Origin of the sequence: Candidatus Amarolinea dominans, from assembly GCA_016719785.1 — a bacterium.
In the GTDB taxonomy this organism is placed as follows: Bacteria; Chloroflexota; Anaerolineae; order SSC4; family Amarolineaceae; genus Amarolinea; species Amarolinea dominans.
In genome coordinates, this window is sequence record JADJYJ010000028.1 from 41,200 (window position 1) to 65,731 (window position 24,532).

The 24,532-nt window shown below is 63.2% G+C and carries 23 protein-coding genes; 12 read left to right on the plus strand and 11 right to left on the minus strand.

Annotated features, from left to right (window positions below; genetic code table 11):
• Position 1: 1 nt before the first annotated feature.
• The 3 genes from IPM84_21240 to IPM84_21250 form a co-directional block, all read right to left on the minus strand.
• Entirely contained in the window at positions 2–1,423 is a 1,422-nt protein-coding gene (locus tag IPM84_21240; GenBank protein MBK9095232.1) for a HAMP domain-containing protein, read from the minus strand.
• A gap of 11 nt (positions 1,424–1,434) precedes the next feature.
• Positions 1,435–2,115, minus strand: a complete 681-nt coding sequence (locus tag IPM84_21245) for a response regulator transcription factor (GenBank protein MBK9095233.1) — start codon at positions 2,113–2,115, stop codon at positions 1,435–1,437.
• Positions 2,116–2,226: 111 nt separating this feature from the next.
• Positions 2,227–2,970: an alpha/beta hydrolase gene (locus IPM84_21250; GenBank protein ID MBK9095234.1), complete on the minus strand. Its 744-nt coding sequence runs from the start codon at positions 2,968–2,970 to the stop codon at positions 2,227–2,229.
• A gap of 256 nt (positions 2,971–3,226) precedes the next feature.
• Between IPM84_21250 and IPM84_21255 the strand changes: the two genes are divergently transcribed.
• Both IPM84_21255 and IPM84_21260 read left to right on the plus strand, forming a co-directional pair.
• On the plus strand, positions 3,227–4,180 hold the full coding sequence (locus tag IPM84_21255; protein MBK9095235.1) for a MoxR family ATPase: 954 nt from the start codon (positions 3,227–3,229) through the stop codon (positions 4,178–4,180).
• 32 nt (positions 4,181–4,212) lie between these two features.
• The gene (locus IPM84_21260; protein ID MBK9095236.1) at positions 4,213–5,490 is read left to right on the plus strand and encodes a DUF58 domain-containing protein; all 1,278 of its coding nucleotides are present in this window, start codon (positions 4,213–4,215) and stop codon (positions 5,488–5,490) included.
• A 23-nt stretch (positions 5,491–5,513) separates the two neighbouring features.
• Here the strand turns inward: IPM84_21260 and aroB are convergent, their stop codons facing one another.
• Together aroB and aroC are read right to left on the minus strand one after the other, a co-directional pair.
• Entirely contained in the window at positions 5,514–7,115 is a 1,602-nt protein-coding gene (gene aroB / locus IPM84_21265; protein MBK9095237.1) for a 3-dehydroquinate synthase, read from the minus strand.
• A complete protein-coding gene (aroC, locus tag IPM84_21270; GenBank protein ID MBK9095238.1) occupies positions 7,112–8,311 on the minus strand; it encodes a chorismate synthase in 1,200 nt (399 codons plus the stop codon). The genes aroB and aroC overlap by 4 nt, the downstream gene beginning before the upstream one ends.
• Positions 8,312–8,513: 202 nt before the next feature.
• On the opposite strand from aroC, the gene IPM84_21275 reads away from it, so the two are divergent.
• From IPM84_21275 to IPM84_21315, 9 genes are all read left to right on the plus strand, one after another.
• Positions 8,514–9,203, plus strand: a complete 690-nt coding sequence (locus tag IPM84_21275) for an actin-binding WH2 domain-containing protein (protein MBK9095239.1) — start codon at positions 8,514–8,516, stop codon at positions 9,201–9,203.
• 3 nt (positions 9,204–9,206) lie between these two features.
• On the plus strand, positions 9,207–9,944 hold the full coding sequence (locus tag IPM84_21280) for a hypothetical protein (protein ID MBK9095240.1): 738 nt from the start codon (positions 9,207–9,209) through the stop codon (positions 9,942–9,944).
• 143 nt (positions 9,945–10,087) lie between these two features.
• The gene (locus IPM84_21285) at positions 10,088–10,582 is read left to right on the plus strand and encodes an AAA family ATPase (GenBank protein MBK9095241.1); all 495 of its coding nucleotides are present in this window, start codon (positions 10,088–10,090) and stop codon (positions 10,580–10,582) included.
• On the plus strand, positions 10,545–11,153 hold the full coding sequence (locus tag IPM84_21290) for an ATP-binding protein (protein MBK9095242.1): 609 nt from the start codon (positions 10,545–10,547) through the stop codon (positions 11,151–11,153). Before IPM84_21285 ends, IPM84_21290 begins: the two co-directional genes overlap by 38 nt.
• The gene (locus IPM84_21295; protein ID MBK9095243.1) at positions 11,153–11,767 is read left to right on the plus strand and encodes a hypothetical protein; all 615 of its coding nucleotides are present in this window, start codon (positions 11,153–11,155) and stop codon (positions 11,765–11,767) included. Before IPM84_21290 ends, IPM84_21295 begins: the two co-directional genes overlap by 1 nt.
• 223 nt (positions 11,768–11,990) lie before the next feature.
• Positions 11,991–12,305 carry a HigA family addiction module antidote protein gene (locus IPM84_21300; GenBank protein MBK9095244.1) on the plus strand — a complete coding sequence of 105 codons (315 nt, stop codon included), beginning with the start codon at positions 11,991–11,993 and terminating at the stop codon, positions 12,303–12,305.
• A gap of 211 nt (positions 12,306–12,516) precedes the next feature.
• The gene (locus tag IPM84_21305) at positions 12,517–13,830 is read left to right on the plus strand and encodes a hypothetical protein (GenBank protein MBK9095245.1); all 1,314 of its coding nucleotides are present in this window, start codon (positions 12,517–12,519) and stop codon (positions 13,828–13,830) included.
• A gap of 48 nt (positions 13,831–13,878) precedes the next feature.
• Complete coding sequence (locus tag IPM84_21310) at positions 13,879–14,868, plus strand: glycosyltransferase family 2 protein (GenBank protein ID MBK9095246.1); 990 nt, start codon at positions 13,879–13,881, stop codon at positions 14,866–14,868.
• Between the two features lie 138 nt (positions 14,869–15,006).
• Entirely contained in the window at positions 15,007–15,768 is a 762-nt protein-coding gene (locus IPM84_21315) for a glycosyltransferase family 2 protein (GenBank protein MBK9095247.1), read from the plus strand.
• A 94-nt stretch (positions 15,769–15,862) separates the two neighbouring features.
• On the opposite strand, the gene IPM84_21320 is transcribed toward IPM84_21315, so the two are convergent.
• The 6 genes from IPM84_21320 to IPM84_21345 all read right to left on the minus strand — a co-directional run bounded on the left by IPM84_21320 (position 15,863) and on the right by IPM84_21345 (position 19,946).
• The gene (locus IPM84_21320) at positions 15,863–16,339 is read right to left on the minus strand and encodes a low molecular weight protein arginine phosphatase (GenBank protein MBK9095248.1); all 477 of its coding nucleotides are present in this window, start codon (positions 16,337–16,339) and stop codon (positions 15,863–15,865) included.
• Between the two features lie 3 nt (positions 16,340–16,342).
• Positions 16,343–16,912: a ribosome-associated translation inhibitor RaiA gene (gene raiA, locus IPM84_21325; protein ID MBK9095249.1), complete on the minus strand. Its 570-nt coding sequence runs from the start codon at positions 16,910–16,912 to the stop codon at positions 16,343–16,345.
• A gap of 60 nt (positions 16,913–16,972) precedes the next feature.
• Entirely contained in the window at positions 16,973–17,812 is an 840-nt protein-coding gene (locus IPM84_21330) for a ComF family protein (protein MBK9095250.1), read from the minus strand.
• A 216-nt stretch (positions 17,813–18,028) separates the two neighbouring features.
• Positions 18,029–18,229 (minus strand): hypothetical protein, encoded by a 201-nt coding sequence (locus IPM84_21335; protein ID MBK9095251.1) that lies wholly within the window; start codon positions 18,227–18,229, stop codon positions 18,029–18,031.
• Between the two features lie 55 nt (positions 18,230–18,284).
• The gene (locus IPM84_21340) at positions 18,285–18,989 is read right to left on the minus strand and encodes a response regulator transcription factor (protein MBK9095252.1); all 705 of its coding nucleotides are present in this window, start codon (positions 18,987–18,989) and stop codon (positions 18,285–18,287) included.
• A gap of 96 nt (positions 18,990–19,085) precedes the next feature.
• Positions 19,086–19,946 carry a hypothetical protein gene (locus IPM84_21345; protein ID MBK9095253.1) on the minus strand — a complete coding sequence of 287 codons (861 nt, stop codon included), beginning with the start codon at positions 19,944–19,946 and terminating at the stop codon, positions 19,086–19,088.
• Between the two features lie 605 nt (positions 19,947–20,551).
• On the opposite strand from IPM84_21345, the gene IPM84_21350 reads away from it, so the two are divergent.
• Positions 20,552–24,274: an immune inhibitor A gene (locus IPM84_21350; GenBank protein MBK9095254.1), complete on the plus strand. Its 3,723-nt coding sequence runs from the start codon at positions 20,552–20,554 to the stop codon at positions 24,272–24,274.
• The last annotated feature ends 258 nt before the right edge of the window (positions 24,275–24,532 follow it).

Consider the following 24,532-nt stretch of genomic DNA (forward strand, 5'->3'; position numbering starts at 1 on the left):
GTCACCGAGACCTCGGAAGCCCGTCTGCCAGCGGCAGGCGCAGGGTGAAGGTGCTGCCTTTGCCCAACTCGCTGCGTACTTCGATGTCGCCGCCATGCGCCTGCGCCACCCAGTGAACGATGGAGAGACCCAGGCCGGTGCCCCCCAGGCGGCGGGAACGGGCGCGATCGGCCCGGAAGAAACGCTCGAAGATGTGCGGCAGGTCATTTTCGGCGATGCCGATGCCGGTGTCGGTCACTTCGATGCGCACCTGCGCCGATTCACGGTACAGCGCCAGGGTGATCATGCCGCCCGCAGGCGTGTATTTGATGGCATTGTCAATCAGGTTGAGCAACAGTTGGCGCAGGCGGTCCACGTCGCCCATGATCTGCGCCTGATCTTCGTGCCCCAGGCGCAGTTCCACCTGACCCTGGGCCATCATCACGCCCTGGCGGAAAACATCCAGGAGCAGGGTGTCGAGTTCAACCGGCGCCCGGTTCAGGACATGGCCGGCGTCGGCCTGGGCCAACAGCAAGAGATCGCCCACCATGCGGGTCATGCGCCTGGCTTCGGTTTCGATTTCGGCCAGGGCCTCCTGGCGCAGCTCTGCGTCCTCGATGGCGCCCCGCTTGAGCAGGTCAAGGTTGCCCTGGATGGTGGTGAGCGGCGTGCGCAGTTCGTGCGACACATCGCCCACCAGGCGCTGCTGTGTCTGAAACAGGTGATCGAGGCGCGTGAGCATTTCATTGAAGGTCTCGGCCAGCCGGCTGACTTCGTCGCCGGAGTCAGGGATGGCGATGCGCTCGGCCAGGTTCTCGGTGCGGCCGATGCGGCGCGCGGTGGCGGTGATGTCGTCAATGGGCCGCAGCGCCGAGCGCGCCAGGAGGGCGCCGCCGAGGGCAGTGCCAATGATGCCGAGCACACTGATCAGGTAGAGCGCGGTGCGCACCCGCCCCAGCATGTTTTGCATGTCAACCAGCGATTGACCGATCTGCAGTACGCCCACGATGTCCCCATTGGTGTGATGGATGGGCATGGAGTAGACATGAATCGGCGTGCCCTGTTGACGCAGCGTATAGTAGCCGCTTTGCCCTTTCAGGTTGCGATCCAACATCTCCTGGCTGATAGGCAGGATTTGATCCATGTTCTTCAGGTTGGGCGAGCGTTGATAGATGACGCCGTCGGGGGTTAGAACCTGGGCATAGACTTGCGTGGCAAAGACGACCCGCGGCAGCAGGGAGGTGTCGTCGCGGCGCACGGCCGCCATCGGGTCGAGCTCCAGCTCGATGACGGCTGCGGCCTGTTCACCCTGGCCTTTCAGGGTGTTACTGACATCGGCCAGGATCGCGTTGGTCAGAAACGAATAAAGCCCGAAGCTGAACAGCAGCAGCATGGCGCCCAGGAGTGCGCTGTACCAGACGGTCAGGCGAAAGCGGATAGACATGATGCCTGCTTCTATTCCTCGCGCAGGACGTAGCCCACCCCGCGCACCGTTTGCAGCAGGCGTGGTTCGCCGTTGGCTTCCAACTTGGTGCGCAGGTAGCGAATGTAGACCTCGATGATATTCGACTCGCCGCCAAAGTCATAGTCCCAGATGCGCTCATAGATGATGTCGCGCGTCAGCACCTGGCGCGGGTGTTGCATGAAAAGCTGCAGCACATCGAACTCTTTGGCGGTCAGCTCCAGGCGACGCGTGCCGCGCAGTACCTCGCGCGTGGCGTAGTTGAGCACGAGATCGCCGAAGCGAACCTCCTCGCGTGGGACCGTGTTGACGCGCACGCGGCGCAGGAGGGCGCGGATGCGCGCCAGCAGCTCTTCGAAGCTGAACGGCTTGGAAATGTAACCATCGGCGCCGCTGTCCAGGCCAGCCACGCGATCGGGAATGGAATCTTTGGCCGTCAGCATGACGATGGGGACATCGCTGGCCGCGCGCAACCGCCGGCACACCTCCAGCCCGTCAATGCCCGGCAGCATGATGTCCAGGATGACGAGGTCGGGCGGGGTGTCACGGGCCATTTGCAGGCCGTTTTCTCCATCCACCGCGACATCTACCGTGTAGCCTTCGTAGAGCAGGCCACGGCGCAGCAGGTTGGCAATCTTCGGTTCATCTTCGACAACAAGGATTCGATCGCTCATGTTGACTCGGTAATTGTGGATTTGCAGAATCAGGCGCCCGCACCCAACACCGGGCACGGAACGTAGCGGGCGAAATAGCCCTCTACCAGGCGGTCGAACAGCACGGGCTGTTCATCCATGGGTAAATGACTGGCACGTGGCACGATGGGCCAGGTGTGCGCCAGGGATGCGCCGTGCGGCCAGGCGGGCATCGGCCACAGGCACGGTCAGGTCGTGCGCGCCGGTGATGACCAGGGTGGGCGCCTGAATGCCCGACAGCTCGGCGCTCAGGTCAGAACTGAGAATGGCCCGCAGGCTGCCGGCCACGGCTTCCGGCGCGGCGCGGGCCAGGTCAACGATATTGCGGCGCAAGGCCGCGCCGCGGAAAAAGCGCGCGTCGGCGAAGAAGGTCTGCTGCCCGATGCGCGCCAGCAGGTGCGAACGCTGCGAGAGGTGCAGCACATGCTGGCCCAGGCGGGAACGGAGAAAGGCGCCCAGCCCAGGGCCGACGTTTCCGGTGATGACCGGGTTGGAGAGCACCAGGCCGCTGACCAGGTCGGGGTAGGTCAGCGCCAGTTGCAGGGCGATCAGCCCCCCCATCGAATGGCCCACGATGACGACCGGCGTTTGCGTCATCTGCGCCAGGAACGCGCTGACTACGGCCGCGTAGCTTGGCGCCGTGAAATCGAAGTCAGGGGAGGGCCGGCTGGAATCACCAAAGCCAGGCAAGTCCAGGCTGATGACGTGATAGGCCGGCGCCAGGCGCCGGGCGGTGCGTTGCCACATGCGCAAGGAGCTGGCCCAGCCGTGCAAACAGAGCACCGCGGCCCCGTGGCCGTCGGCTTGATAGTTCAATTGCAGATCGCGAACAAGCATGGTTGGCACAAACGACATTATAGCACAAGGCAAAACGAAGATAGCAAAAGAAAAGATGAAGAAATGATTAAAAGCGCAAGAATGGTATTCCCCTACTGGCAAAATCCAGGGCAACTGGTATAATGCCACGATTCTTAGGAGCCGTCACGAAACAAGTGTTGTATCTGCGCCCCTTTGGCAAGCGTGAGAGTTGCGATCATTATTTCATGACGGCTCCTTGGCATGGCGCACAAAGACGAAAAGATAGAGGAGAAGTATGAACCCAGTCGAATTCCTGGCCGAGCGCATGGTTGCCAATGTGGAAAAAGTCATCATCGGCAAGCGCGCCGAGGTGAAGAGCACCCTGATTGGCCTGCTGTGTGAAGGGCACCTGCTGATTGAAGATGTGCCGGGCGTCGGCAAGACGATGCTGGCCCGCTCGATTGCGCGTTCCATCGGTTGCAGTTTCAAGCGTATTCAGTTCACTCCAGACATGTTGCCCAGTGACGTGACCGGCGTGTCGGTTTTCAACCAACGCGATCGCGAGTTCGAATTTCGCCCTGGCCCCATCATGGCACAGATTGTGCTGGCGGACGAGATCAACCGCGCCACACCCAAGACGCAGGCCGCGCTGTTGGAGGCGATGGAAGAGCGCCAGGTGACGGTAGACGGCATCACGCATCTGTTGCAGCGCCCGTTCCTGGTGCTGGCCACCCAGAACCCCATCGAGTACGAAGGCACGTTTCCGCTGCCCGAAGCTCAGGTTGACCGCTTCATGATGCGCATCAGCCTGGGCTACCCAACCCAGGCCGACGAGATTGCCATCCTGAACTCGCAGCAGACTCATCATCCCATCGAGGACATCGAGCAGGTGATCTCGGCCGAGGATCTCATGGCGGCCCAGCGAGCGGTCAAGGAGGTGTACATGGACGACCTGATCAAGGAGTACATTGTGCTGCTGACCAGCGCGACGCGCAAGCATCCTGATGTTTACCTGGGCGCCAGCCCGCGCGGCAGCCTGGCCCTCTACAAGACGTCTCGTGCCCGCGCCGCGATCGAGAGTCGCAACTACGTGATTCCCGATGACATCAAGGCCCTAGCCGATGCCACCTTGTCCCATCGCCTCATCATCAGCCCGTCGGCGCGTATCAAGAATGTGGATGCGCGCGCGATCGTGAGCGAGGTGCTCGATTCGGTGCCGGTGCCGGGCACGCGTGTCAAGACCCGCTGAGGGTCATCGTCTCGACTTTGGACACTTGATTCATGATGCGTCGTCTCTGGGGAATTCTCATCGGCTGGCTGTTGAGCCTGGCCTTTGCGCTAAACACCGGGCGGGATCTCGCCTGGAATATCTTCTATTTGATCACTGCGACCATCCTGTTGAGCGCGCTGTGGGCCTATACCAACGTCAACTGGGTACGCGTGGGGCGTTTTACGCGTGCCCGCCGCGCCCAGGTGGGTAAACTGGCCGAGGAACAGTTCGAGGTGCGCAATCTGAGCCGGCTGCCTAAGCTATGGCTGGAGGTGCGCGATTTCTCGACCCTTCCCGGCCATCATGCCAGCCATGTGGTCAGTTCCCTGGGCGGACAGCGCCGCCAACGCTGGATGGTGCGCACGGTGTGCCAGCAGCGCGGGCGTTTCATGCTTGGCCCGCTGACCCTGAGCAGCGGCGACCCGCTGGGCCTGTTCCGCTTCAGCCGCACGCTGCCCGCCACTTCGCCCATCGTGGTCTATCCGATCACGGTGGACATTCCGGCCTTCAGCCCGCCCATTGGCATCCTGACCGGCGGCGATGCCATGCGCCGGCGCACGCATTATGTCACCACCAACGTCTCCGGTGTGCGCGACTATGAACCGGGTGACAGCTACAACCGCATCCACTGGCGGTCGGTGGCCCGCACCGGACGCCTGGTGGTCAAGGAGTTCGAGCTGGACCCCACGGCCGATCTGTGGTTGATTGTGGACATGGATCGCAGTGTGCAGGTGGCCGCGCCCTGGCAGCCGGTGGAGCACGACGAAGGCCCGGCCATTTTATGGAGGGACAGCCCGCGTGACATCACCCTGGCGCCGAGCACTGAGGAGTACGCGGTGTCGGTGGCCGCCTCCCTGGCCCGCCATTTCATCATGCGCAATCGCTCCGTGGGACTGGTGGCGCATAGCCGTCATCGTGAGGTGCTGCAGGCCGATCGCGGTGAACGGCAGTTGACCAAAATTCTGGAGACGCTGGCGGTGATCGAGACGCTGGGCAACATCCCCTTCAGCCAGGTGTTGACCGGCGAAGGCCAATCGTTGTCACGCCACACCACCTTGATCGTCATCACCGCCTCGCCCGACCCAACCTGGGTGGCCGCGCTGCGTGACCTGCAGCGCCGCGGCGTTTACAGCGTGGCAGTGGTGATTGACGCCGCCAGCTTCGGCCCCAGCCTGCCCAGCAGCACCGTCGTGTCCGAACTCATGGCCAGCGGCATCGTCAGCTACCTGGTCAAACGGGACGACCTCCTCAACGAGGCGCTCACCCTGCCAACCCAGGCGCGTACGTAAATTTTCGGTTTTCGCTCTTCCCTCTACACCCCCACCTCACGCCAGGCGGCCAGCACGAGTGCGGGGGGGACGTGATCGAAGATCTCCACCTGCCCGATGCGCCGCGGGATGATGAAGCGCAGACGGCCCTCTTTTTTCTTCTTATCACTGCCCATGGCAACTAACAACTGCTGCGCACTGGCCGTGAATGACGCGGGGATGCGCACCGGCAAGCCCAGTCGTGCCAACAGATGCACGATGCGATCCCGCAGCGCGTCGTCGCACGCGCCCAGCGCCACGCCCAGGTGCGCCGCGGCCGCCAGGCCGATGGCCACTGCATCGCCATGACGGATGCTGAAATCGGACACCAGTTCCAACGCATGCGCAAAGGTGTGACCCAGGTTCAGGTGAGCGCGGACATGCTGCTCGAACGGGTCCGCCTCCACCACGTTGACCTTCACGCGCACCGCCTCGGCGATCAGATGGGGCAGCGAGCGCGGGCCAACCCCTTCCAGGTCAACAAAGAGAGCGGGCGCGGCCAGGATGCCGTGCTTGACCACTTCTGCCAGGCCGGCGCGGAACTCGGCCGGCGGCAGGGTGGCCAGCAGCGCGGTATCCGCCAGGACCAGCAGCGGCTGTTTGAACGCGCCCACCAGGTTCTTGCCCACGCCCGGCAGGTCAACGCCCACCTTGCCGCCGACGCTGGCATCCACCATGGAGAGCAGAGTCGTGGGCATTTGAATGAAAGGCAGGCCGCGCAGGTAGGTCGCCGCGGCAAAACCGGCCGTGTCGCCCACCACGCCGCCCCCCAGGGCGATGACCGCGCTCTGGCGCTCCAACTCAGCCTGGGCAAATTGGGCATAGAGATCGCGCACCGTGTCCAGGGTCTTGAACGACTCGCCATCGGGCATGGTGCAGAGCCGCGGGGCCAGGCCGCCCGCCCGCAGAGCCTGCATGACGGCGGCGCTGTGCAGCGGCGCCAGGGTGTCGTTGGTGACAAGCGCCGCGGTGGCGCCGATGGGCAGGTCGGTCAGCAGCGCAGGCAGGCGCGCCAGGACGCCGTCGCCGATGATGATTGTATAGTCAGCGCCGGGCGCATGAACAGGCAGCGCAAAGCACTCGCCCTCAACCAGGCCCAGCGCCAGCGCGATCACCCGCTCACCCACGGCCGCGACCGACAGACCCAGGGTGTCCAGTTGCAGCGGAATGGCGCCATACGCGGGCGCCCGTTGGGTCAGGAGGTGCTCGATGTGCTGACGTGGATTCTCGACGTTGAGCAGGGGCCGCGTGCCGTTGCTGCCCACCCGCCGCAGCACCTCATCTGCGTCGGCCTGCAGGCAGATCACAGCGCCGGTAGCCAGCAGCGCCTCGCGATTGGCCGGATTGACCAGCGCGCCGCCGCCAGTGGCGATGACCAGCCCTGTTTGCGCGGTCAATTCATGCACCATGTCGCTCTCATAGCGGCGGAAGGTGGTCTCCCCTTCGACCGCAAAAATAGCGGCAACGGTTTGGCCCTGGCGTTCTTCGATCAGGGCATCCATGTCCACGAAGGGGCGGCGCAAACGGGCCGCGACATAGCGCCCGACGCTGCTCTTGCCCGTGCCCATGAAGCCGGTGAGGACGATATTGCGGCTGTCCGGGGTCATGGTTGGGTCTCTGCTGCGGCCAGCAGGTAGGCGAACTGCCAGGGCACGTTATCCATGGGCAGATCGGCCAGGCGAGACTGGCGCAGCGCCGCGCCGCGCGGCCGCATCTCGGCCAGGCTGTCACCGCCGAGTTTTTCGAGCAAGGCATCGGCCAGGACGAAGGCGACCATCGCCTCGCCCACCACGGCCGCGCGCGGTACTGCGCTGAAATCGGAGCGCTCGTAGACGGTGACGGCCTCCGCGCCGCTGGCCAGGTCAACGGACCGCCGCGGGTTGAGGGTGGTGCTGATCGGCTTCATCGCCGCGCGCAGCACGATCGGTTGCCCGGTGGTGATGCCGCCCTCGAAACCACCGGCGCGGTTGCTGCCGCGCGTCAGCGATCCATCTTCGGCCAGGAAAATCTCATCATGCACCTCCGTACCGGGCCGGGCCGCGTGGGCAAAGGCGTCGCCAATCTCCACCCCTTTGATGGCGTGGATGCTGGCCAATGCGCCCAGCAGGCGCGCACTCAGGCGGCGGTCCCACTGCACGTGCGACCCCAGGCCTGGCGGCACGTCCAGCGCCACCACCTCGAACAGGCCGCCGGCCGTGTCCCTGGCCTGCATGATCTCCCGGATGCGCCGGTGCATGGCCTCCAGCGCGGTCACGTCAGGACAGCGCACATCGTTCTGCTCCGCCAGCGCAAAGCGTTCGCGGTACGTCAAATGTCCCAGGTCGCCCGCGCTGACGCCGCCGATCATGGTCACGTAACTGCCAATGGTGATGCCGAATTCGGCCAACAGGCATTTGCACAGCGCGCCCACCGCCACGCGCGCGGCCGTCTCGCGCGCGCTGGCCCGTTCCAGCGCCAGGCGCAGGTCGCGATAGCCATATTTGATCGCACCAGTCAGATCGGCGTGACCGGGCCGCGGCACGGTCAGCGGGGGGATGGACTTCGCCTGCCAGGCCTGGTAATCGCGATTGGCGATGGTCAGGGCAATGGGCGCGCCGGTCGTCTGGCCGGCCACCACGCCGGCCGTCAGACTGACGCGGTCCTTTTCGATCTTCATGCGCCCGCCGGCCCCGTAGGCCACCTGGCGCCGGGCCAGATCACGATCAATCGCCTCCCGCGTCAGCGGCAAGCCGGCCGGCATCCCTTCCAGAATCGCAGTCAGGCACGGCCCATGCGATTCGCCCGCGGTCAAAAATCGTAACATCCTGCTTCTCCCTCGCTTGCTTCGGCTAATCGGCGGGGTGACTGCGAGGGGATTCTAGCATTGGAAGGGAGAAGGGAGAAATTTGGAGGACCGGAGACCGGAGAGTGTGATTACTGAACACGATGTACGCTTTGCACTTTGTACTATGCACTTTGCACTTTGACCCTGTCTGGTCTACAATCCGGGCGTCGGAGGTGACATTTTGAACAACTTAGCCTTGATCGAAACGATTCTGCGGGACCGGCAGGCGGTCTTTGCTGAAATCCGGCGCAGCGCCAACCTGCGGGGGTCCATTCGCACGATGCTGCTGTTCAGCGCGGGTTTCCTGGCATTGTACGGCGGGGTGATGGGATCAACCCACAGTGTGCTGCAGGTGCTCGCTTCCGCGCTGAAGCTGCCACTGCTGTTTCTGGTGACCCTGGTGGTCTGCGCCCCGGCCCTCTATTTCTTCAACCTGATCTTCGGCTCCAACCAGAGCCTCAGCCAAAACATCGCGCTGATGCTGACCGCGATTACCATCACCTCGGTGGTGTTGCTCAGCCTGGCGCCGATCGTGCTCTTTTTCCTCCTCACCAGCAGCAGCTACCAGTTCTTCAAGCTGCTCAACGTGGGTGTCTTCACGGTCGCCGGCTTTGTCGGCGTCAGCTATCTCTCGCAGGGGATGCGCGCCATCTCCGGTGGACGGGCCGACGGCGTTCAGGCGCGTGCCAACCTGGTGCGCCTGTGGATTTTGATCTACGCGTTCGTGGGCAGCCAGGCCGCGTGGACCCTGCGCCCCTTCGTAGGTGCGCCCAGCATGAAATTCGAGTTCCTGCGCCCGCTCGGCGGCAATTTCTACGCCAACATCTTCGTCAGCCTGGGCGAATTGTTCGGTTTCTTCACAGTGAGGTGAGCCATGAGCGCCAATGACCGTGCGCGTGCAGATGACCTGTTCGATCTGCTGGCCGATGAAGTGACGGCGCGCCTGGCTGCACGGGCGACCGCGGCCGCGGTCACAGCCGCGCCGCGTGTGCCGCCGCCGGCTGCGCCACTGACCCCTTTGCCCCCTGCGGGTGAGGCAGAGCCGACGGCCGAGCAAGAAGCGGTTGCGCAGGAGACGTTGGCCGTTGCCATGCCTGTGACTGCCACGGGCGCCAGCCACCTGATTCGGCGCCTGGCGCTTGGGCTGCTGGTCATCATCGTGCTGATCAACCTGCCGCTCAACCGGCATGGCGCCAGCCTGGCGCGCGCCCTGCCGGGCAGCGCCGCGTTAGTCATTCGCGACGGCCTGGTGGTCAAAGAGGCAGACAAGGATACCATCTACGTCTTTCGCGACGAGCAGTTCCACTGGATCAGCAGCCTGGATGCGTTCGAGCACTTCAGCTACCGCTGGCAGCAGGTGCATGTCGTCGAGCCGGGCTTCATGGCCGGCTTCGAGCTGGGCGCGCCGATTCACGTCCTCCTGAAGTGCCAGGAAAGCCCGCACATCTACCGGCTGGAAAACGACCGCAAGCGCTGGATCGTGGACATCGCCAGCTTCGAGGCCGAGGGACACGTCTGGGACGACGTGCGCTTCGTGGCCTGCGACTACCTGCGCAACATCCCCGACGGCGAGACCATCCCACCGGGGCGCGGGCCGGCGCCACAGCCGTGAGGATGCCACCGCGGTTGAGTGCCCGCCCACAATTCGAGCGCGCGACTTCTGCCCTTCTGCAAATGGCGTGTATAATAATCACAACTCGGACCCCGGCATGAGGGCAGCCAGAGCCTTGCCAGGCGTTCAAAGGAGCCAAAACCATGTACACCCGTTTCGAAATCGTCAATTTCCGGGGGTTCGATCATCTGATGCTCGATCCGCTGGCGCGCGTAAATCTGATTGCCGGCAAGAACAACGTTGGCAAGACCGCGCTATTGGAGGCCCTTTTCCTGCACATCGGCGCGCACAATCCTGAACTGCCGTTGCGCGTCAACGCCATCCGCGGCATCGAACGTTTCCCGCTCCAACCGGATGAGGTGTGGGGTTGGTTTTTCTATGACAAACGCACAGATCGGTCCATCCAGATTTGCAGCCTGGACGATCAAGGATTGAACCGCAGTCTGGCGATGAGACTTGCGCCATCCGAGACCGTGACCCAGGCCGGTAACGGCAACGGCAGCCGCAGCCGGCCGACCGGCTTCATCACCACCGATGTCTCCACAAGACCTGGTGCTGGAATATGCGGATTCGCGCGGCCATCAGGCCGAAGCGCGGGTCATGTTCACGGCCGACGGCGAGATCAAGACCCGCCGTAGCGGCAGCGTCTCGGCCGCGCTGGGCATCTATCTCGGCGCGGCGGCGCGCTTCACTGGCGAAGACGCCGAGCGTTTCAGCAATATCGAGCGCATAGGCCGGACCGATGGCCTGGTTTCTGCGTTGCGGCTGCTGGAGCCGCGCCTGACGCGCCTGACGGTTCTGGTCACAGCGGGCGCGCCGATGATTCACGGCGGGATCGGCCTACGAGAGCTGATGCCGCTGCCGGTCATGGGACAAGGCATGGTGCATCTGTGCGCCATCCTGCTCGCCATCGCCAATGCGCCCGGCGGAACCCTCTTGATTGATGAGATCGAGAACGGTTTGCATCACGCGGCGTTGCCGCAAGTATTCCAGGCGATCGGTGAAGCGGCGCGCGCTTACGATGTTCAACTATTCGCCACCACCCACAGCTGGGAAACGATCCGGGCGGCCCACACCGCCTTTTCTGCCGGCCCGATCTATGATTTGCAACTGTGCAGGTTGGAGCGCACCCGCGAGACCATCAAGCCGGCGATCTACGATCAGGAGGCGTTGGAAGCCGCGCTCAAGTATGACCTGGAGGTTCGCTGATGTTGCCACAACCCCTGACAGCGCTCAAGCAACTGCTTGTCGAGGGCGCGGACGCATCGCGTTTCTTCCAGTCGTTCTCCGCGGCGTTGGCTCTGTCCAGCCTGCAAATCCACAACTTCGGCGGCAATAGCGAGTTGCCTGGGTTCCTCAAAGCCCTGGCGCTCATGCCTGGATTCGACGAGATCGCGTCCCTGGCCATTATCCGCGATGCCGAGGTGGATCCCCAGGCCGCCTTCCAGAGCGTCTGCGCAGCTCTGCGAAGGGCTGGCCTGGCTGCGCCAGCCCAGAGCGGCATCTTCTCCAGCGGCCGGCTGCAAGTGGGTGTGTTCATCCTCCCCGATTCATCATCCGCGGGGATGCTGGAATCCATCTGCCTGCGCGCAGTCGCGGCGGACCCGGCCTATGCCTGCATCGAACCGTATTTTGCGTGTTTGGATCGCGCAGGTGTGCCGCGGCCGGCCAACATGGAGAAGGCGCAGCTTCAGGTATTTCTGGCATCCCGTCACAGGCCCGGCCTGCGCATCGGAGAGGCCGCCGCGGCCGGCGTGTGGCCGTGGCAATCCACGGTCTTCGACGCGTTGCGCCGCTTTTTGCAGGAAGCGGGAACACCATGAGCCAGGTTGTCATCGAGAATCCCGCTATCAACTCGCCCTTTGCTGAGCCAACGGCAAACCTATCAACTTGCTACTGAAGAGCGACTATCACATCCTGGCGAGCCTGGTAGCCAGAGAAGAACTGGATGCTGAGATTGGTGAGAAGCTTGATGCAATTGCGGATGTGGCCGCGAGGGCAAAGCCACGAACTGAACGAGAAGCGTAAACCTGGGGAGCAACGACTATGCCGATGGAGAATCCACCGCATCCGGGTGAGATCATTCGCGACCTGTATCTTGAACCGCTCGCGCTGACTGTGACGCAGGCCGCGGCTGGGCTGGGCGTCACGCGCAAAACGTTTTCTCTCCTGCTGAATGGTCATGCCGGCATTTCGCCTGAGATGGCTGTGCGCCTGTCGAAGGCTTTCGGGCGCACGCCGGAAAGCTGGCTGCAACTGCAGATGCAGTACGATCTGGCCCAGGTCAACCAACGGGTGAACCTTGCGCAGATCAAGTCATTTGTGGTGAGCACAGACGCCGTTGTTGCCGTCGGTGGTTGACGTGAAGATGTGAGTCAGGCAGATAGACTCCCTTAACGCCTGTCTTGTTGCAGGTGTGAGCGGTGAAAAAATGCGGTGCGTATTCTGAATTGCTGCCTGGCGGGACTCCCCTTTGGCGAAAGCGCCGGCGTGTGGTAGACTTGCGGCAGGGTTGCGGGCCGGACGGGGTGTCCGCCGCAATCATGATTCTGACCATCTTTCGTGGCTTTTCATGCACTGGATCAAACTCAAGACGTTCTGGCGACCCTTGCTGGGCCTGGCCGCGGCGGCGCTGCTCAGCACGGGCTGCATTTCTCTCTTTCGTCCCCTGCTCGCTAACGTCAGCGTCGAACCGGCGCTGATCTCCCCCAACGCGGACGGCAGCGACGACGTCACTCGCATCCGCTATACCCTGGGCCGCAATGCGGATCTCTCCATCACCTTCACCGATGCCGCGGGCCAGGCCTTTGCCTTCCGCGAACGGCGCCCGCGCTCACCCGGCGAATACGAGGTGCTGTGGGGCGGCGTGGTCAATCAACTGCGCGTGCTTGATGGCGCGGCCGGCCGCCAGGCGGTTGACAGTTGGGTGCTGCCCGATGGCGCTTACACCTGGGCCATCACCGCGGCGGAGGCCAACGGCAGCAGTCAGCAGATCACCGGCACGATCACCCTGCAGGGCGGCGACACCGAGCTGCCCCTGCTCAACAATTTCATGGTCGTACCGCAGGAGTTTCGCCCCAACCAGGATGGCCTGCGCGATGACTGGGTTTCCATCTCCTACTACCTGACCAAACCAGCCGATGCCGTCAACGTCTACCTGGTGAACCCGGCGCAGCCAGACGTGAAGTATTACCTGCCTGAGAGCGAGCGCGTCATCAAGCCGGGCGAGATGGGGTATCACGAATATCGCTACGAGGGCGGGGTGGACAAGGGCGCGGAACCGCCGCCCGACGGCGCCTACACCATCGTGGGTGAGGCGCGTGACCTGGCCGGCAACCATGTGGTCGTCTCCTCTACCCTCACCATCCAGGAAGGGGGCAAGCCGCGCGCCGACATCCTGCAAGGCGAGATCGAATGGCAGAACGAGGTCAACCGGGTGGTGGGCGTGCCGCTGGGGTCCACGCTCTGCTTCACGGCCACGGTGGCGAACCAGGGCACGGTGCCCATCCGCACGGCTGGCCCCTGGCCCGGACAGACCTATCGCTTCAGCCAGAACTACAACACCCTCGCGATCGCTAACAACGATAAATCATGGCATCAGCAGGCCGGCGCCTGGCGCTTTGGCGTCAACTTTGACACCACCGGGGTTGATTTCCCCTTCCGTTGGGCCATTGGCCGGCCGCAGGACCTGGAACGGCGCGTGATTGACGGCACGGAGCAGTACTATCTGCTGCCCGGTCAGCGCGGGCAGGTCAGCGGCTGTATCGAGTTCGATGAGGCGCCGCCGTCCGCCACCAATTTCTGGTGGGGCGGGCTGATTCACGAGTTCGTCGCGGTGGCCAACAACTACGTGGACCGCATCAGCGTCGAGGTGGGGCAGCCGTGATGCCAAATTGCACCGGCCGCCTGGCCGCCGCGCCGGGGCTGCGCGGCCATGTCTGATTCACGCCCCGGCCTGCGCCTGGCGATCATCATCGTCAACTGGAACGTGCGCCAGCTGCTGGCCGGCTGCCTGACCGCCATCGCCGCCAGTCAACGGCCGCCGGGGCAGAGCTGGGAGGTGTGGGTGGTGGACAACGCCTCGGCCGATGGCAGCGCGGACATGGTGGCGAGCGAGTTTCCCTGGGCACACCTGCTGCGCAGCGCCGAAAACCTGGGTTTTGCACGCGGCAACAACGCGGCCCTGCGCCAGATCGGCTTCGATGCGGCTTTCACCCCGCCTGCGGCCGACGCACTGCCCGATTTCGTGCTCCTGCTCAACCCCGACACGGCCGTCTCGCCGACGGCCGTGTCCGCGATGGTGCAGTTCCTGGCCGATCACCCGAACGCGGGCGGCTGCGGCGCGCAACTGGCCTACGATGATGGTCGTTTTCAACATGGCGCCTTTCGCTTTCCTGACCTCTGGCAGCTCTTCTTCGATTTTTTCCCCCTGCACGGCCGCCTGCTGGCGTCGCGCCTGAACGGCCGCTATCCCCGCGCCTGGTACGCGGCCGGCCAGCCCTTCCCGATTGACGCGGCCCTGGGCGCGGCGCTGATGGTGGCCGGGCAGGCGATCGAGGCCGTGGGGCTGCTGGACGAGCGCTACTTCATGTACTGCGAGGAGATTGACTGGTGCTGGCGTCTGCACGACGCGGGTTGGCCGCTGTGGTGCGTGCCCGCGGCGCGCGTCATCCATTTCGAGGGTCAGAGCACGCGCCAGTTCCGGGGCGAGATGATCGTGGCGCTCTGGCGCAGCCGCTTGCGCCTGTATGCTATCCGCTATAGCCCCCTGCGGCGCCGCGTGGCGCGGGCCATCGTGCGCGTCGGCATGACGCTGGAGAGCCGCCGCGCCCGGCAGCAGTCGGCGCGTGGCACACTGACCGCCGCCGAACTCGCGCTACGCCTGGACGCCTACGGCCGCGTCGCGGCCCTGGCGCGCAGCTAATCCTGCAATTCGTCATGCGATTTGCGCCCTGGCGCCCTGGCGGCTTTGCGTTAGAAATTCAACGCAAGGGTGCAATGCCGGTTGGCGCCGGGCGCCTGAGCAGTTGCCGTAATTCTTTCACGGAGAACACCGTTACTTATGACACCATCTCTGACCGTGGTCATCCTGACCAAGAATGAGGCCCGCCATATCACCGACTGCATCGCCAGCGCGGCCTGGGCCGACCGCGTGGTGGTTTCAGACTCGTTCAGCGATGATGGCACGCCCGCACTGGCACAGGCCGCGGGCGCGCAGGTCATGCAGCGGCCGTTCGAGGGCTGGGCGCGGCAGCGCAACCATGCCCTGGACGCGGTGGAGGCCGATTGGATTTTCTTCCTGGATGCGGATGAGCGTATCACGCCGGAGCTGGCGACGGAACTGCGCGCGGTGATTCAGCGCAGCGAGGTGGGATGGTGGGCGCCGCGTCACAACTTCATCGTGGGCAAGCGCATGGGCCATGCCGGTTGGTACCCTGATTATCAACTGCGCCTATTGAAGCGCGGGGCCGCACGCTACGACCTGTCAAGGCCGGTGCATGAAGTGGTAGAACTGGACGGCGCCGAAGGACATCTGCGCCATCATCTGCTGCACTACAACTACGATTCATGGGCGCAGTTTCACGCCAAGCAGGCGCGCTACGCCGCGTATGAGGCGGGCATCCTCAAACAACGCGGCCTGCGTCCCCGTTTTCACAACTACATTTTGCAGCCCCTGCGCGAGTTCCGCCGCCGCTACATCACCCTGTCCGGCTGGCGTGACGGCTGGCACGGACTGCGCCTCAGCGCGCTGATGGCGTACTACACCTATGTGACGTATGTGGACCTGGCAAAGCTCTGGCGCACGTCCGCCGCGCAGCAGTAGGGCTGTGCCTGCGGCGCATGGGGGTGCATACTCCACGAGAGCGGCCATGAATAGTGGCCCGGCGTCACCGCCGGGCCACTGGGTTGATCCGATGCTAACTCTTCGCCGCCAGGCCGAGGCGTCGGAGGATTTGCGGCATCCCCTGGTCAATGAGTTGGGTAAGCTCCTGCGCGCACCGTTCATACTCGGGTAACGGCTGCCCATAAGGGTCCTTGACATCATGGTGTTGCCCGCTCATTTCGGTGAGCAGGTAGACCTTTCCCAGGTGCTGGGGTGTCGTGTAGAAGATCGAGCGCCGGTGCGCCTCCTCCATCACCAGCACAATGTCCGCGGTCTTGACGTCGGCGATTTCCAGGGAATGCGCCACATGATCGCCAATGTCAATCCCGCGCTGGGCCAACGTCGTTACCGCGTTGGCGCTGGCCGGCTGGCCCACCAACGCGTAGACGCCCGCAGACGCCACGCTGACCTGGTCGGCCAGCCCAAGTTCTTGCAAACGGTGGCGCAGCAGGCCGGTCGCCATCGGTGAGCGGCAGACATTGCCGGTGCATACAAAAAGGACTCGCTTCACAGTTCAGGCCATCTCCGGCTGCAAGAGACCAAAGTCGCCATCCGCGCGGCGGTAGATGACGTTGACGCGGTTGTCATCCACATTGAAGAAGACAAAGAAATCGTGCCCCAGCAGTTCCATCTGCTCGGCGGCCTCTTCGGGGCCCATCGGGCTGATCGGGAAACGCTTGGTGCGCACGATCCTGCCGGACGTGACGCCTTCTTCGGCCGCCATGGACTCCATCTCCTCGGCCGCGCTCTGCATCTGCTCGGCGCGCTCCAATTCACGCCCGCGCCCGCGCTGGCGCTTGTCCTTGTAGCGCTTGACCTGGCGGTTGATCTTGTCCACCACGGCGTCAATGGACGCGAACATATCGTCGCTTTTCTCTTCCGCGCGCAGGATGGAGCCATTGCTGCGCAACGTGACCTGGGCCACCTGACGATCCCCGGCCCGTCTCGAATTCTGCGTGGTCAACTCCACGCGGGCTTCCTGGATGTCGGGCAGGTAGCGATCCAGGCGGCCCACCTTCTTCTCAACGTACTGCTGCAGCCAGTCGGTTATTTCAACATTCTTGCCAGTGATGTGCAGTTCCATTTCTGCCTCTCTTTCGTATGACACCCTGTCAGGGTGTGAAATTGGCCCTGAGACTGTTTCTCAAGGCGAGGGTTGATCGTCCAGCAAGGCATGGGCCGGTGTGTGCGACGACCAACGTGCGCGCGCCAGGGTGAAGGCCCACACCTGTTGGGCGCCGGCTGCGACCAGGGCCGCGGCGCACGCGCCCAGGGTCGAACCGGTGGTACAAACATCGTCAATGAGCACGAAGCGGCGGCCAGGCGCCAGGTTGGCCTGCTCCGGGCGGATGCCAAAGGCGTCGGCGACATTTTCCCGGCGTGCCTGGGCCTGCAAGGTGACCTGCGGCGTGGTTTGGCGTGTGCGCACCAGCAGGCTGCCGTCTACCGGCACCCCCACGGCCGGCCCAATGACCGCGGCCAGCAGTTGCGATTGGTTGTAGCCGCGCTCGCGTTCACGCGCGGGGTGCAGAGGCACCGGCACGATGGCGTCTGGCGGCTGTGGCAAATGGCGCCAACTGGGCAGCATCAGTTCGGCCAGGGGCCGCGCCAGGTCGCGCGCCTGTTTGTACTTCAGCGCGTGGATGGCAGGGCGGACCGGGCCTTCGAACAAGAGCGCGGCGCGGATGCCGCTCAACGCTGGGGTTTGCTGCGCACACGACGCGCACGACCGCCCGTTGATTCCAGGCTGGCCGCAGCGCTCGCACCAGGGCGGGGCCAGGCGCGTCACCGTCCTGCGGCACGCCAAACAGAGGCGACCGCCGGGCTGCCCGCGCTGCTCGCAACTGACACAGCGCGGCGGAAAGAGCATGTCCAGCAAAGTTTGCGACAGCGACGCCCAGGAAAACCCGCGCGGCGACGCGCCGTCGTTGGTCGTCGGCTGGGGGAGGATCATGCCAGGGATTTGGTGTTGACGGTTCGACATAAGCCGGGCCACTCGTCATCGCATCGGATAGGAATGAGAATCAAATAAGTGTCCGCTTTGGTGCTGTCTGAATGCTCAGAATTTGTTCGGAACTGGACAGTCAAAAAATTCTCATTCCATAGGACATGGCGCTTGGGGTTCGCAAAAGCATCAACTGTCACCTCGCAGCCGCGAAAACGCTGCGAGACACGAGAGTCAGTGTCATGCGAACCCTGATTACTGCGTTGGAAAAAGGCTCTGCCAGGCCGTGATGATCCAGACTCGCAGGTCATCACCCATGATCAGCAGAATAGCCAGGACGACGACCGCGATGAGAATCAGAATCAGCGCGAATTCGGCGAAGCTTTGCCCTTCATCATGCCCTTCATCATGGCGCCGTTGATCGCGCGGCCCGCGGGCGAGCCTGTGCTCGTGCATTTACTTACTCCGGCGTCGCCCGAGGCAACGCACAATGTGTCTGCTGCGCGGGAGTTCAGGCATCGGCTGTTGTATCTTGCAGGCGTACCCACCCGCGTCGCAGAGCCAACACCGCAGCCTGCGTGCGGTCATTAACCGCCAGCTTGCGCAGGATCGAGCTCATATGATTCTTCACCGTCTGGCGGCTGATGCCCAGCTCGCGCGCAATTTCCTTGTTGCTGGCGCCGCGCGTGATGTATTGCAGGATTTCCATCTCCCGCGGTGAAAGGGGCACGAACATCTCATCGGCCGATTCGCCAAACACGGCCAACTCCTCGAAGTGCTTGCGGATCCATTGCGCCACCTGCGGGCGTCCCATGATGATATCTTCGATGACGAAGTTGCCGGCCGCTGCCGCCCGAACGGCGGTCACAAGCTCGGAGGGCATGACATCTTTGGGGAAATAGGCGGCCGCGCCGGCGCGCAGCGCATGGAACAACTGCTCATCATCGTGATAGGCGGTCAGGACAATCACGGCAATGGTTTCATTGTTTGTCTTGATCAGGCGTGTGGCCTGCAAGCCATTGAGGGACGGCAGGTTGATGTCCATCAAGATCACATCCGGCTTCAACTGCGGTGCTTTGTCCACCGCCACCTGCCCGTCGGCGATCTCGCCCACCACCGTGAAGTCAGGTTCCAGCTCCAGTACGCGCCGCAACCCCTGTCCAAAGAGTGGATGATCCTCGACAATCAAGATCCGAATCGTTCTTTTCTCAGCCATTGGCATTTCTCCTTGATCTGTTGGCCGCGGTGCGCTGCGTGCAACCAACGGCGCGACTGGTAGGGGCAGTCGCTCTGAACATTCGCAGACATGCAATCATGACACATCGGTGGGGACGCGCAGGGTCAACGTGGTGCCCTGGCCGGGCGCGCTGGTGATCTGCAGACGCGCCTGCAGGAGTTCGGCCCATTCCTGCATATCTATCAAACCGCTGGCATCCACCAAGTCTTCCGGTGCGAAACCGCGCCCGTGGTCGCTGATCTGAATGATCCAGTAGCGATCCAGACTGCTCAACGCCAGCAGGGCATGGCCGGTGCGCGCGTGGCGTGCCACATTGCGCAGCCCTTCCTGGATGATGCGAAAAATCGCTAACTCGACGGTGACCGGCAAGCGCGGTAGGCTGACGGCGCTGTTGATGGACACACGGATGCCATAGTGATCAGAAAAGCGCTGGGCATAGCGCGTCAGGGTCGCAGCCAGCCCCAGTTCCTGCAGCAGCGGCGGCGTCTGCAAATCACTCAGCAGCCAGCGCAGCTCTTCCAGGCTGGCGCGCAGCTCATTTTCCAGGCTGATCAGCCCTTTTTCAACGGTGAGCGGCTCGTTGCGCAGTAGCAGCCGGCATGCAGCCAACTCAACGGCTGCATTGGCCAGGAGTTGACCGGTTGACTTGAGTGAGGCCGCAATGCGTTCCTGGATCTGCTCCTGACGGCGCACCAGGCGAAGATGATCCTGTGCCTTGTCGCGGTCATGGCCGTCACCACACCAAGCGCTGCGCGCGGCGCGCAGCAACTTGAGCGACGGCAATATGGATGGCAACCGGCTGTGCTCAGCCTGATCATCGGGCTGCGTGAACAAGGCCAGGAGTCGAGCCTCGGCTTCGGCGAGGATCTGCTCTCCCTGCTTGATCAGGTCCGGCGCCTCTGTGGGCGCCGCAGACACGGCAGCCAGATCGTTCATGATGGTTTTGTGGTCTTTCTACAACGGTCAACCAGTCGCTTCGTACGGAGGTGGGCTGTGGTCGTAGGTTAAGTTCGCGTCAAGCCTCTCATGAGTATTGTACCATCAGTTGCGTGGAGATGCAACCAAATAGTAGCGGCCGCCTGAAACTGATGAAGAACAGGATCACGTGCGCAAATTGTAACATACCTCTGTGAAGACGCCAAACCACCCCGCCCGGCGACTGCAAGTCGCTGCAACGGCTGCGAAGCCCATCTGCGTGGGCTGTGTGCATCCAGGACGGAAATGCACCCGGCGTGCTATGATCTGTTGACAAAGCTGCGCCAACTGCGTATAATCTGGCATGGGCACGTGACCGGACGAAAAGCACGCTGCCAAGACTTCCCAATTCTTAGGTTCCCCAATCATGTTTTGCGTGTTCCCAGCGACGTACGCGCACCTGTATTTGCGTGCGCGGCTGACATCAACCGGACGCAACAGCCGCCAGTCGAAGGAGGTGATGACGCTTCAGTAATTCTCGCTGCCTGTTCCTGGACACAACCCATCGCGGGTCATGATCCATTGTTCGCGTTCCCAAAGAACCAATCTCCAAAGAAGGAACTCAGATGACTAAGAATCAGCATCGAACAACATGGTTCACGTGGTTTCTAATCGTAGCCATGTTCGTCGTCACACTGGCGCCCATGTCGGCCCTGGCCACAGCGCCCGCAGAAAAGGACGGCGCTGCCGCGGCAGCACCTTCCATCCCCTGGCAGAAATACATCCGTTCGCAACCCAACCCCATGCCACCGGCCGATGACTTCGTCATCGAGCAAATGCTGCGCGCCGACGGCAAGCTGACGTTGAATTCAACGGCGGCTGAGGCCAAAGCCGCGGTGGAAGCCATCAAGGCAAACCTCAATCGCCAGAAGGGCCTGAGCGGTCCCAACCCGATCGCCTATGCCAAGCGCCTGGCAGCCTGGAACCAGGCCGAGAAGCTGGGCAAAAGCCCGATGGCCGCCGGCCTGGGCGAAATTGGCGAAGCCAAGCTCCTGATGGCGATCGTCGAATTCGCCGGGTCCCAGACCTTCGATAACTACCAGACAGTTGACGGCGAGTGCGTGCTGGACGGTACGACGACCACAATCGCCGGCCCGCTGCACAATCAGATCCCTGACCCGGCTCCCACCGGCGACAATAACACCCTCTGGGTGCCAGATTTCACCACCGACTACTACCAGAACCTGTTCTTCGGCGAAGGGCCGACGGCCGGTGTGGGTGTGGTGCGTCCTGACCTGAACGGCGGCGCGGGTGTAGATCTGACCGGGCATACGGCCACCAACTGGTACCTCAAGCAGTCTGAGGGCCTCTATCATCTGACCGGTGATTTCTATGGTTGGGTGCAGCTCCCGGTCTCTGAAGGCGAATACGGTGCAGACGAGCCTTGCACCAGCGGCTCCAACATGAACCGCAACGGTCCTGTCTTCCGCGTGGCGGCTGACACGGCCGATGCCATCAACGCGGCGTACCCCGGTTTCGACTGGAGCGAGTGGGACACCGATGATGACGGCATCGTGGATCATTACATGATCGCCCATGCCGGCGTTGGCAACGAAGCCGGCGGCGGCGCCGAGGGTGAGTTCTCGATCTGGGCACATAGCTGGGATGTCTACGAGGATACTTACGGCGATGGCTCGACCTTCGGCCATCTCGTTGCAGGCATGGACACCCCTGATGATCGTTCCGACGACATCCGCGTCTTCAACTACACCATCGTGCCCGAAGATGCCGACATTGGCGTCATCGTACACGAATACGGCCATGACATCGGCCTGCCTGACTACTACGACACCTCCGGCGCGGCCGAAAATTCAACGGCGTTCTGGGATGTCATGTCAGCCGGTTCCTGGACGGGTGAACTGGGCGGCGCTGACCCGGTCAGCTTCAACCCCTGGGCGCGCACGTTCTTTGGCTGGACCAACCCACTGGTTGTTGACTATGATCTGGCGCAGCCTGTGGATGTGATGTTGGGCCAGGCGGCGGGCACGCCCGCCGGCGCCGAAGACACGGTGCGTGTCAACCTGCCCCCCACGGTCGTCAACGTCCCCAACAAGGCCGGCGATGGTAAGGGCTGGCACAACGAGCTGGGCGACAACCGTGATCAGACGGCTACGCGCAGTTGGGATCTGAGCGGAGTCACCGGCAGCCTCGTCTTCTCCTTCGACACCTACCTCGATCTGGAAGCTGACTACGACTACGGCTACTTCCTGGTCTCCACCGACAACGGCAGCACCTGGGCCTCGTTGCAGGACATGGACGGCGTCGCGGTGACCGATCCGCCCGGCGGCCTCAATGATCACTACGAAGGCGCCCTGCGTTTCGATATATCGGCCTATGCCGGCTTGAGCAACGTCATCACGCGCTTCCGCCAGATGTCGGATGGCGGCGTGCAGTGGGAAGGCTGGTGGATTGACAATCTGAGCGTGACCAACGACGCGACCGTCATCTACAGTAACGATCTGGAAGACTCCAGCGATTGGACGCTGTCTGGCTTCGAGATTGTGCCGATTGATGTCAACATCGAGCACTACTACATGCTCGAATGGCGCAACCTGGGCGGCTTCGGCGCAGACTCCGGCCTGGCCTACGGCTATCAAACGCTGACTCACCCTGGCGGCGGCTGGATCGTGGATCGCGTCACTGCCAACGTGCCCGGCATGGTGGTTTGGTATCGCGACGACACCTACACGAACAACAACGTGCTGGCTGGCGGCCGCGCAGCGAACTCACCGGCCTATGGCCCCAAGGGCAGCACCCTGGTGGTGGACGCGAACGCCGATCCGCTGCTGTGGAGCGGCGGCTTCTGGAACCCGGCGACCAATGCTCGCCAGCCGCAGATGAACGGCCGTCGCCAATCCATGGATGCGGCCTTCGGTCTGGCGCCGACCAATACCTGGAACATCCACGACTACGCGAACATCGCCAATGCGGTGATTGCACTGGGCAATCGCCCGGCCAAGCCCGCGTTCCATGACAGCATGAGCTACGTGCCTGGCTTCGCCTGGCCGAACAACGGCTTCGTCTATACGATCGCCAATGCTTCCAGCGTGGTCATCCCGGCCAGCGGCAACTACACCACCCGCATCCGCGGCCTGGCGGCGGACGGCGTCAACCTGAACGGCGACTTCACCGATCTGTGGGGCGCGACCGTTTCGGGTAATGAGCTTGGCTCCGGCAATCCGGGTGACAGCCATACCCAGTATGGTCTGCACTTCGAGGTGATGGACCAGGCGGCCGATGGCTCCTACGGCCAGGTCAAGATCTGGAACGCGGCGACCGAAGTGGAAGCCATGATCACGGTCACTCCTGACACCTTCGCCGTGGGTCAAACCGCTACCGTGGCCGTGAGCAACGTGAACAACGGCGGCGCGGAAACTGGCCTGCTGCATGTGGTGGGCATTGATCGCAGCCTGGTCTCCTACGTGGACGGCAGCGTCTACGGCGGAGCCTTCCCCATCAGCGTACCGGATGGCGTGGCGGCTCAGATGTTCAAGACCGGCGGCGCCGCGGCGCTGAAGAACGCCTACAGTCCGGACAGCGGCGTGGTCGCCATTGCCTATGTCGGTGACATGGCAGCCGGGCAGGAAGTCAACTTCGGCTTCGATGTGATGGCCGAACTTGGCGCGGCCGGCGGCAACTGGTCGTTCGTGGACAACGTGTACAAGATGGGTGAGCCGATCGCCAGCGCCTCGGCCAGCTTCAGCGTGCCTGCGTTGAATTCCTACGAATTCACGCTGCAGGACGGCCTGAACGGTTACAGCGGCACCAGCGACACCTTCCTCAATGCCTGGATGCCGACGATGGCGTACGGCGGCGATGCGGACTTCTACGTCCGTCAGCCCGGCGTCAAGACCGCGTTGGTCAAGTTCGATCTGTCGGCTATGCCCGGCAGCGCACAGATGACGCAGGCGCAGATCGGCCTCTACGTGACCTACGGCAGCGGCAACCCCGTGACGCTGGAAGCCTATCAGGTCTACAAGGCGTGGTCAGAGATGGCCGCGACCTGGAATGATGCCGATGCCGGCATGCCGTGGGAGATGCCCGGCGCGATGGGGCCGAGCGATCGTGCGGCGAGCTTCGCTGATCGTGTCAGCTTCGGCGGCTCCGGCCGCTGGGTCTGGTTCGACGTGACCGATCTGGCGCAGATGTGGGTGATGAACGCGGACAGCAACCAGGGTATCGCCCTGGCTGGCACCGGCAACACCAACTCTGAGCTGGAGTTCACCTCGTCCGACTACATCGTCACCTTCGTGCGCCCGCAGATGAAGATCGTCTTCCAGGCGCCGTAACGTAATGCGCCGGCGGCTCGAACCGCTGCGTAACTGACCAGGCGGCGCGCCGCCGCCAGCGAGCGATTGGTATCGCACCTGGCAGGCGCGCCGCCCTTTCGCCCCGAATCCATTCGGCGGCAAAGCCGGGTTTGTTGTCATCAGCCTCGAGGGCTGGTTGGCAGCAATCCCGGCTTTTTCTTTGGATTGACAAATCATCGGCAGTGCATATAATCGTTATCGTCCCGATGGTTCTCCACACATGTCGTTCATTTTCCA

Excerpts from the sequence above, each read along its gene's own strand:
- IPM84_21240 (MBK9095232.1), bottom strand. The coding sequence starts at position 1,423 with ATGTCTATCCGCTTTCGCCTGACCGTCTGGTACAGCGCACTCCTGGGC.
- IPM84_21245 (MBK9095233.1), bottom strand. The coding sequence starts at position 2,115 with ATGAGCGATCGAATCCTTGTTGTCGAAGATGAACCGAAGATTGCCAAC.
- IPM84_21250 (MBK9095234.1), bottom strand. The coding sequence starts at position 2,970 with ATGCTTGTTCGCGATCTGCAATTGAACTATCAAGCCGACGGCCACGGG.
- IPM84_21255 (MBK9095235.1), top strand. The coding sequence starts at position 3,227 with ATGAACCCAGTCGAATTCCTGGCCGAGCGCATGGTTGCCAATGTGGAA.
- IPM84_21260 (MBK9095236.1), top strand. The coding sequence starts at position 4,213 with ATGATGCGTCGTCTCTGGGGAATTCTCATCGGCTGGCTGTTGAGCCTG.
- aroB (MBK9095237.1), bottom strand. The coding sequence starts at position 7,115 with ATGACCCCGGACAGCCGCAATATCGTCCTCACCGGCTTCATGGGCACG.
- aroC (MBK9095238.1), bottom strand. The coding sequence starts at position 8,311 with ATGTTACGATTTTTGACCGCGGGCGAATCGCATGGGCCGTGCCTGACT.
- IPM84_21280 (MBK9095240.1), top strand. The coding sequence starts at position 9,207 with ATGAGCGCCAATGACCGTGCGCGTGCAGATGACCTGTTCGATCTGCTG.
- IPM84_21285 (MBK9095241.1), top strand. The coding sequence starts at position 10,088 with ATGTACACCCGTTTCGAAATCGTCAATTTCCGGGGGTTCGATCATCTG.
- IPM84_21290 (MBK9095242.1), top strand. The coding sequence starts at position 10,545 with ATGTTCACGGCCGACGGCGAGATCAAGACCCGCCGTAGCGGCAGCGTC.
- IPM84_21295 (MBK9095243.1), top strand. The coding sequence starts at position 11,153 with ATGTTGCCACAACCCCTGACAGCGCTCAAGCAACTGCTTGTCGAGGGC.
- IPM84_21300 (MBK9095244.1), top strand. The coding sequence starts at position 11,991 with ATGCCGATGGAGAATCCACCGCATCCGGGTGAGATCATTCGCGACCTG.
- IPM84_21305 (MBK9095245.1), top strand. The coding sequence starts at position 12,517 with ATGCACTGGATCAAACTCAAGACGTTCTGGCGACCCTTGCTGGGCCTG.
- IPM84_21310 (MBK9095246.1), top strand. The coding sequence starts at position 13,879 with ATGTCTGATTCACGCCCCGGCCTGCGCCTGGCGATCATCATCGTCAAC.
- IPM84_21315 (MBK9095247.1), top strand. The coding sequence starts at position 15,007 with ATGACACCATCTCTGACCGTGGTCATCCTGACCAAGAATGAGGCCCGC.
- raiA (MBK9095249.1), bottom strand. The coding sequence starts at position 16,912 with ATGGAACTGCACATCACTGGCAAGAATGTTGAAATAACCGACTGGCTG.
- IPM84_21330 (MBK9095250.1), bottom strand. The coding sequence starts at position 17,812 with ATGTCGAACCGTCAACACCAAATCCCTGGCATGATCCTCCCCCAGCCG.
- IPM84_21335 (MBK9095251.1), bottom strand. The coding sequence starts at position 18,229 with ATGCACGAGCACAGGCTCGCCCGCGGGCCGCGCGATCAACGGCGCCAT.
- IPM84_21340 (MBK9095252.1), bottom strand. The coding sequence starts at position 18,989 with ATGGCTGAGAAAAGAACGATTCGGATCTTGATTGTCGAGGATCATCCA.
- IPM84_21345 (MBK9095253.1), bottom strand. The coding sequence starts at position 19,946 with ATGAACGATCTGGCTGCCGTGTCTGCGGCGCCCACAGAGGCGCCGGAC.
- IPM84_21350 (MBK9095254.1), top strand. The coding sequence starts at position 20,552 with ATGACTAAGAATCAGCATCGAACAACATGGTTCACGTGGTTTCTAATC.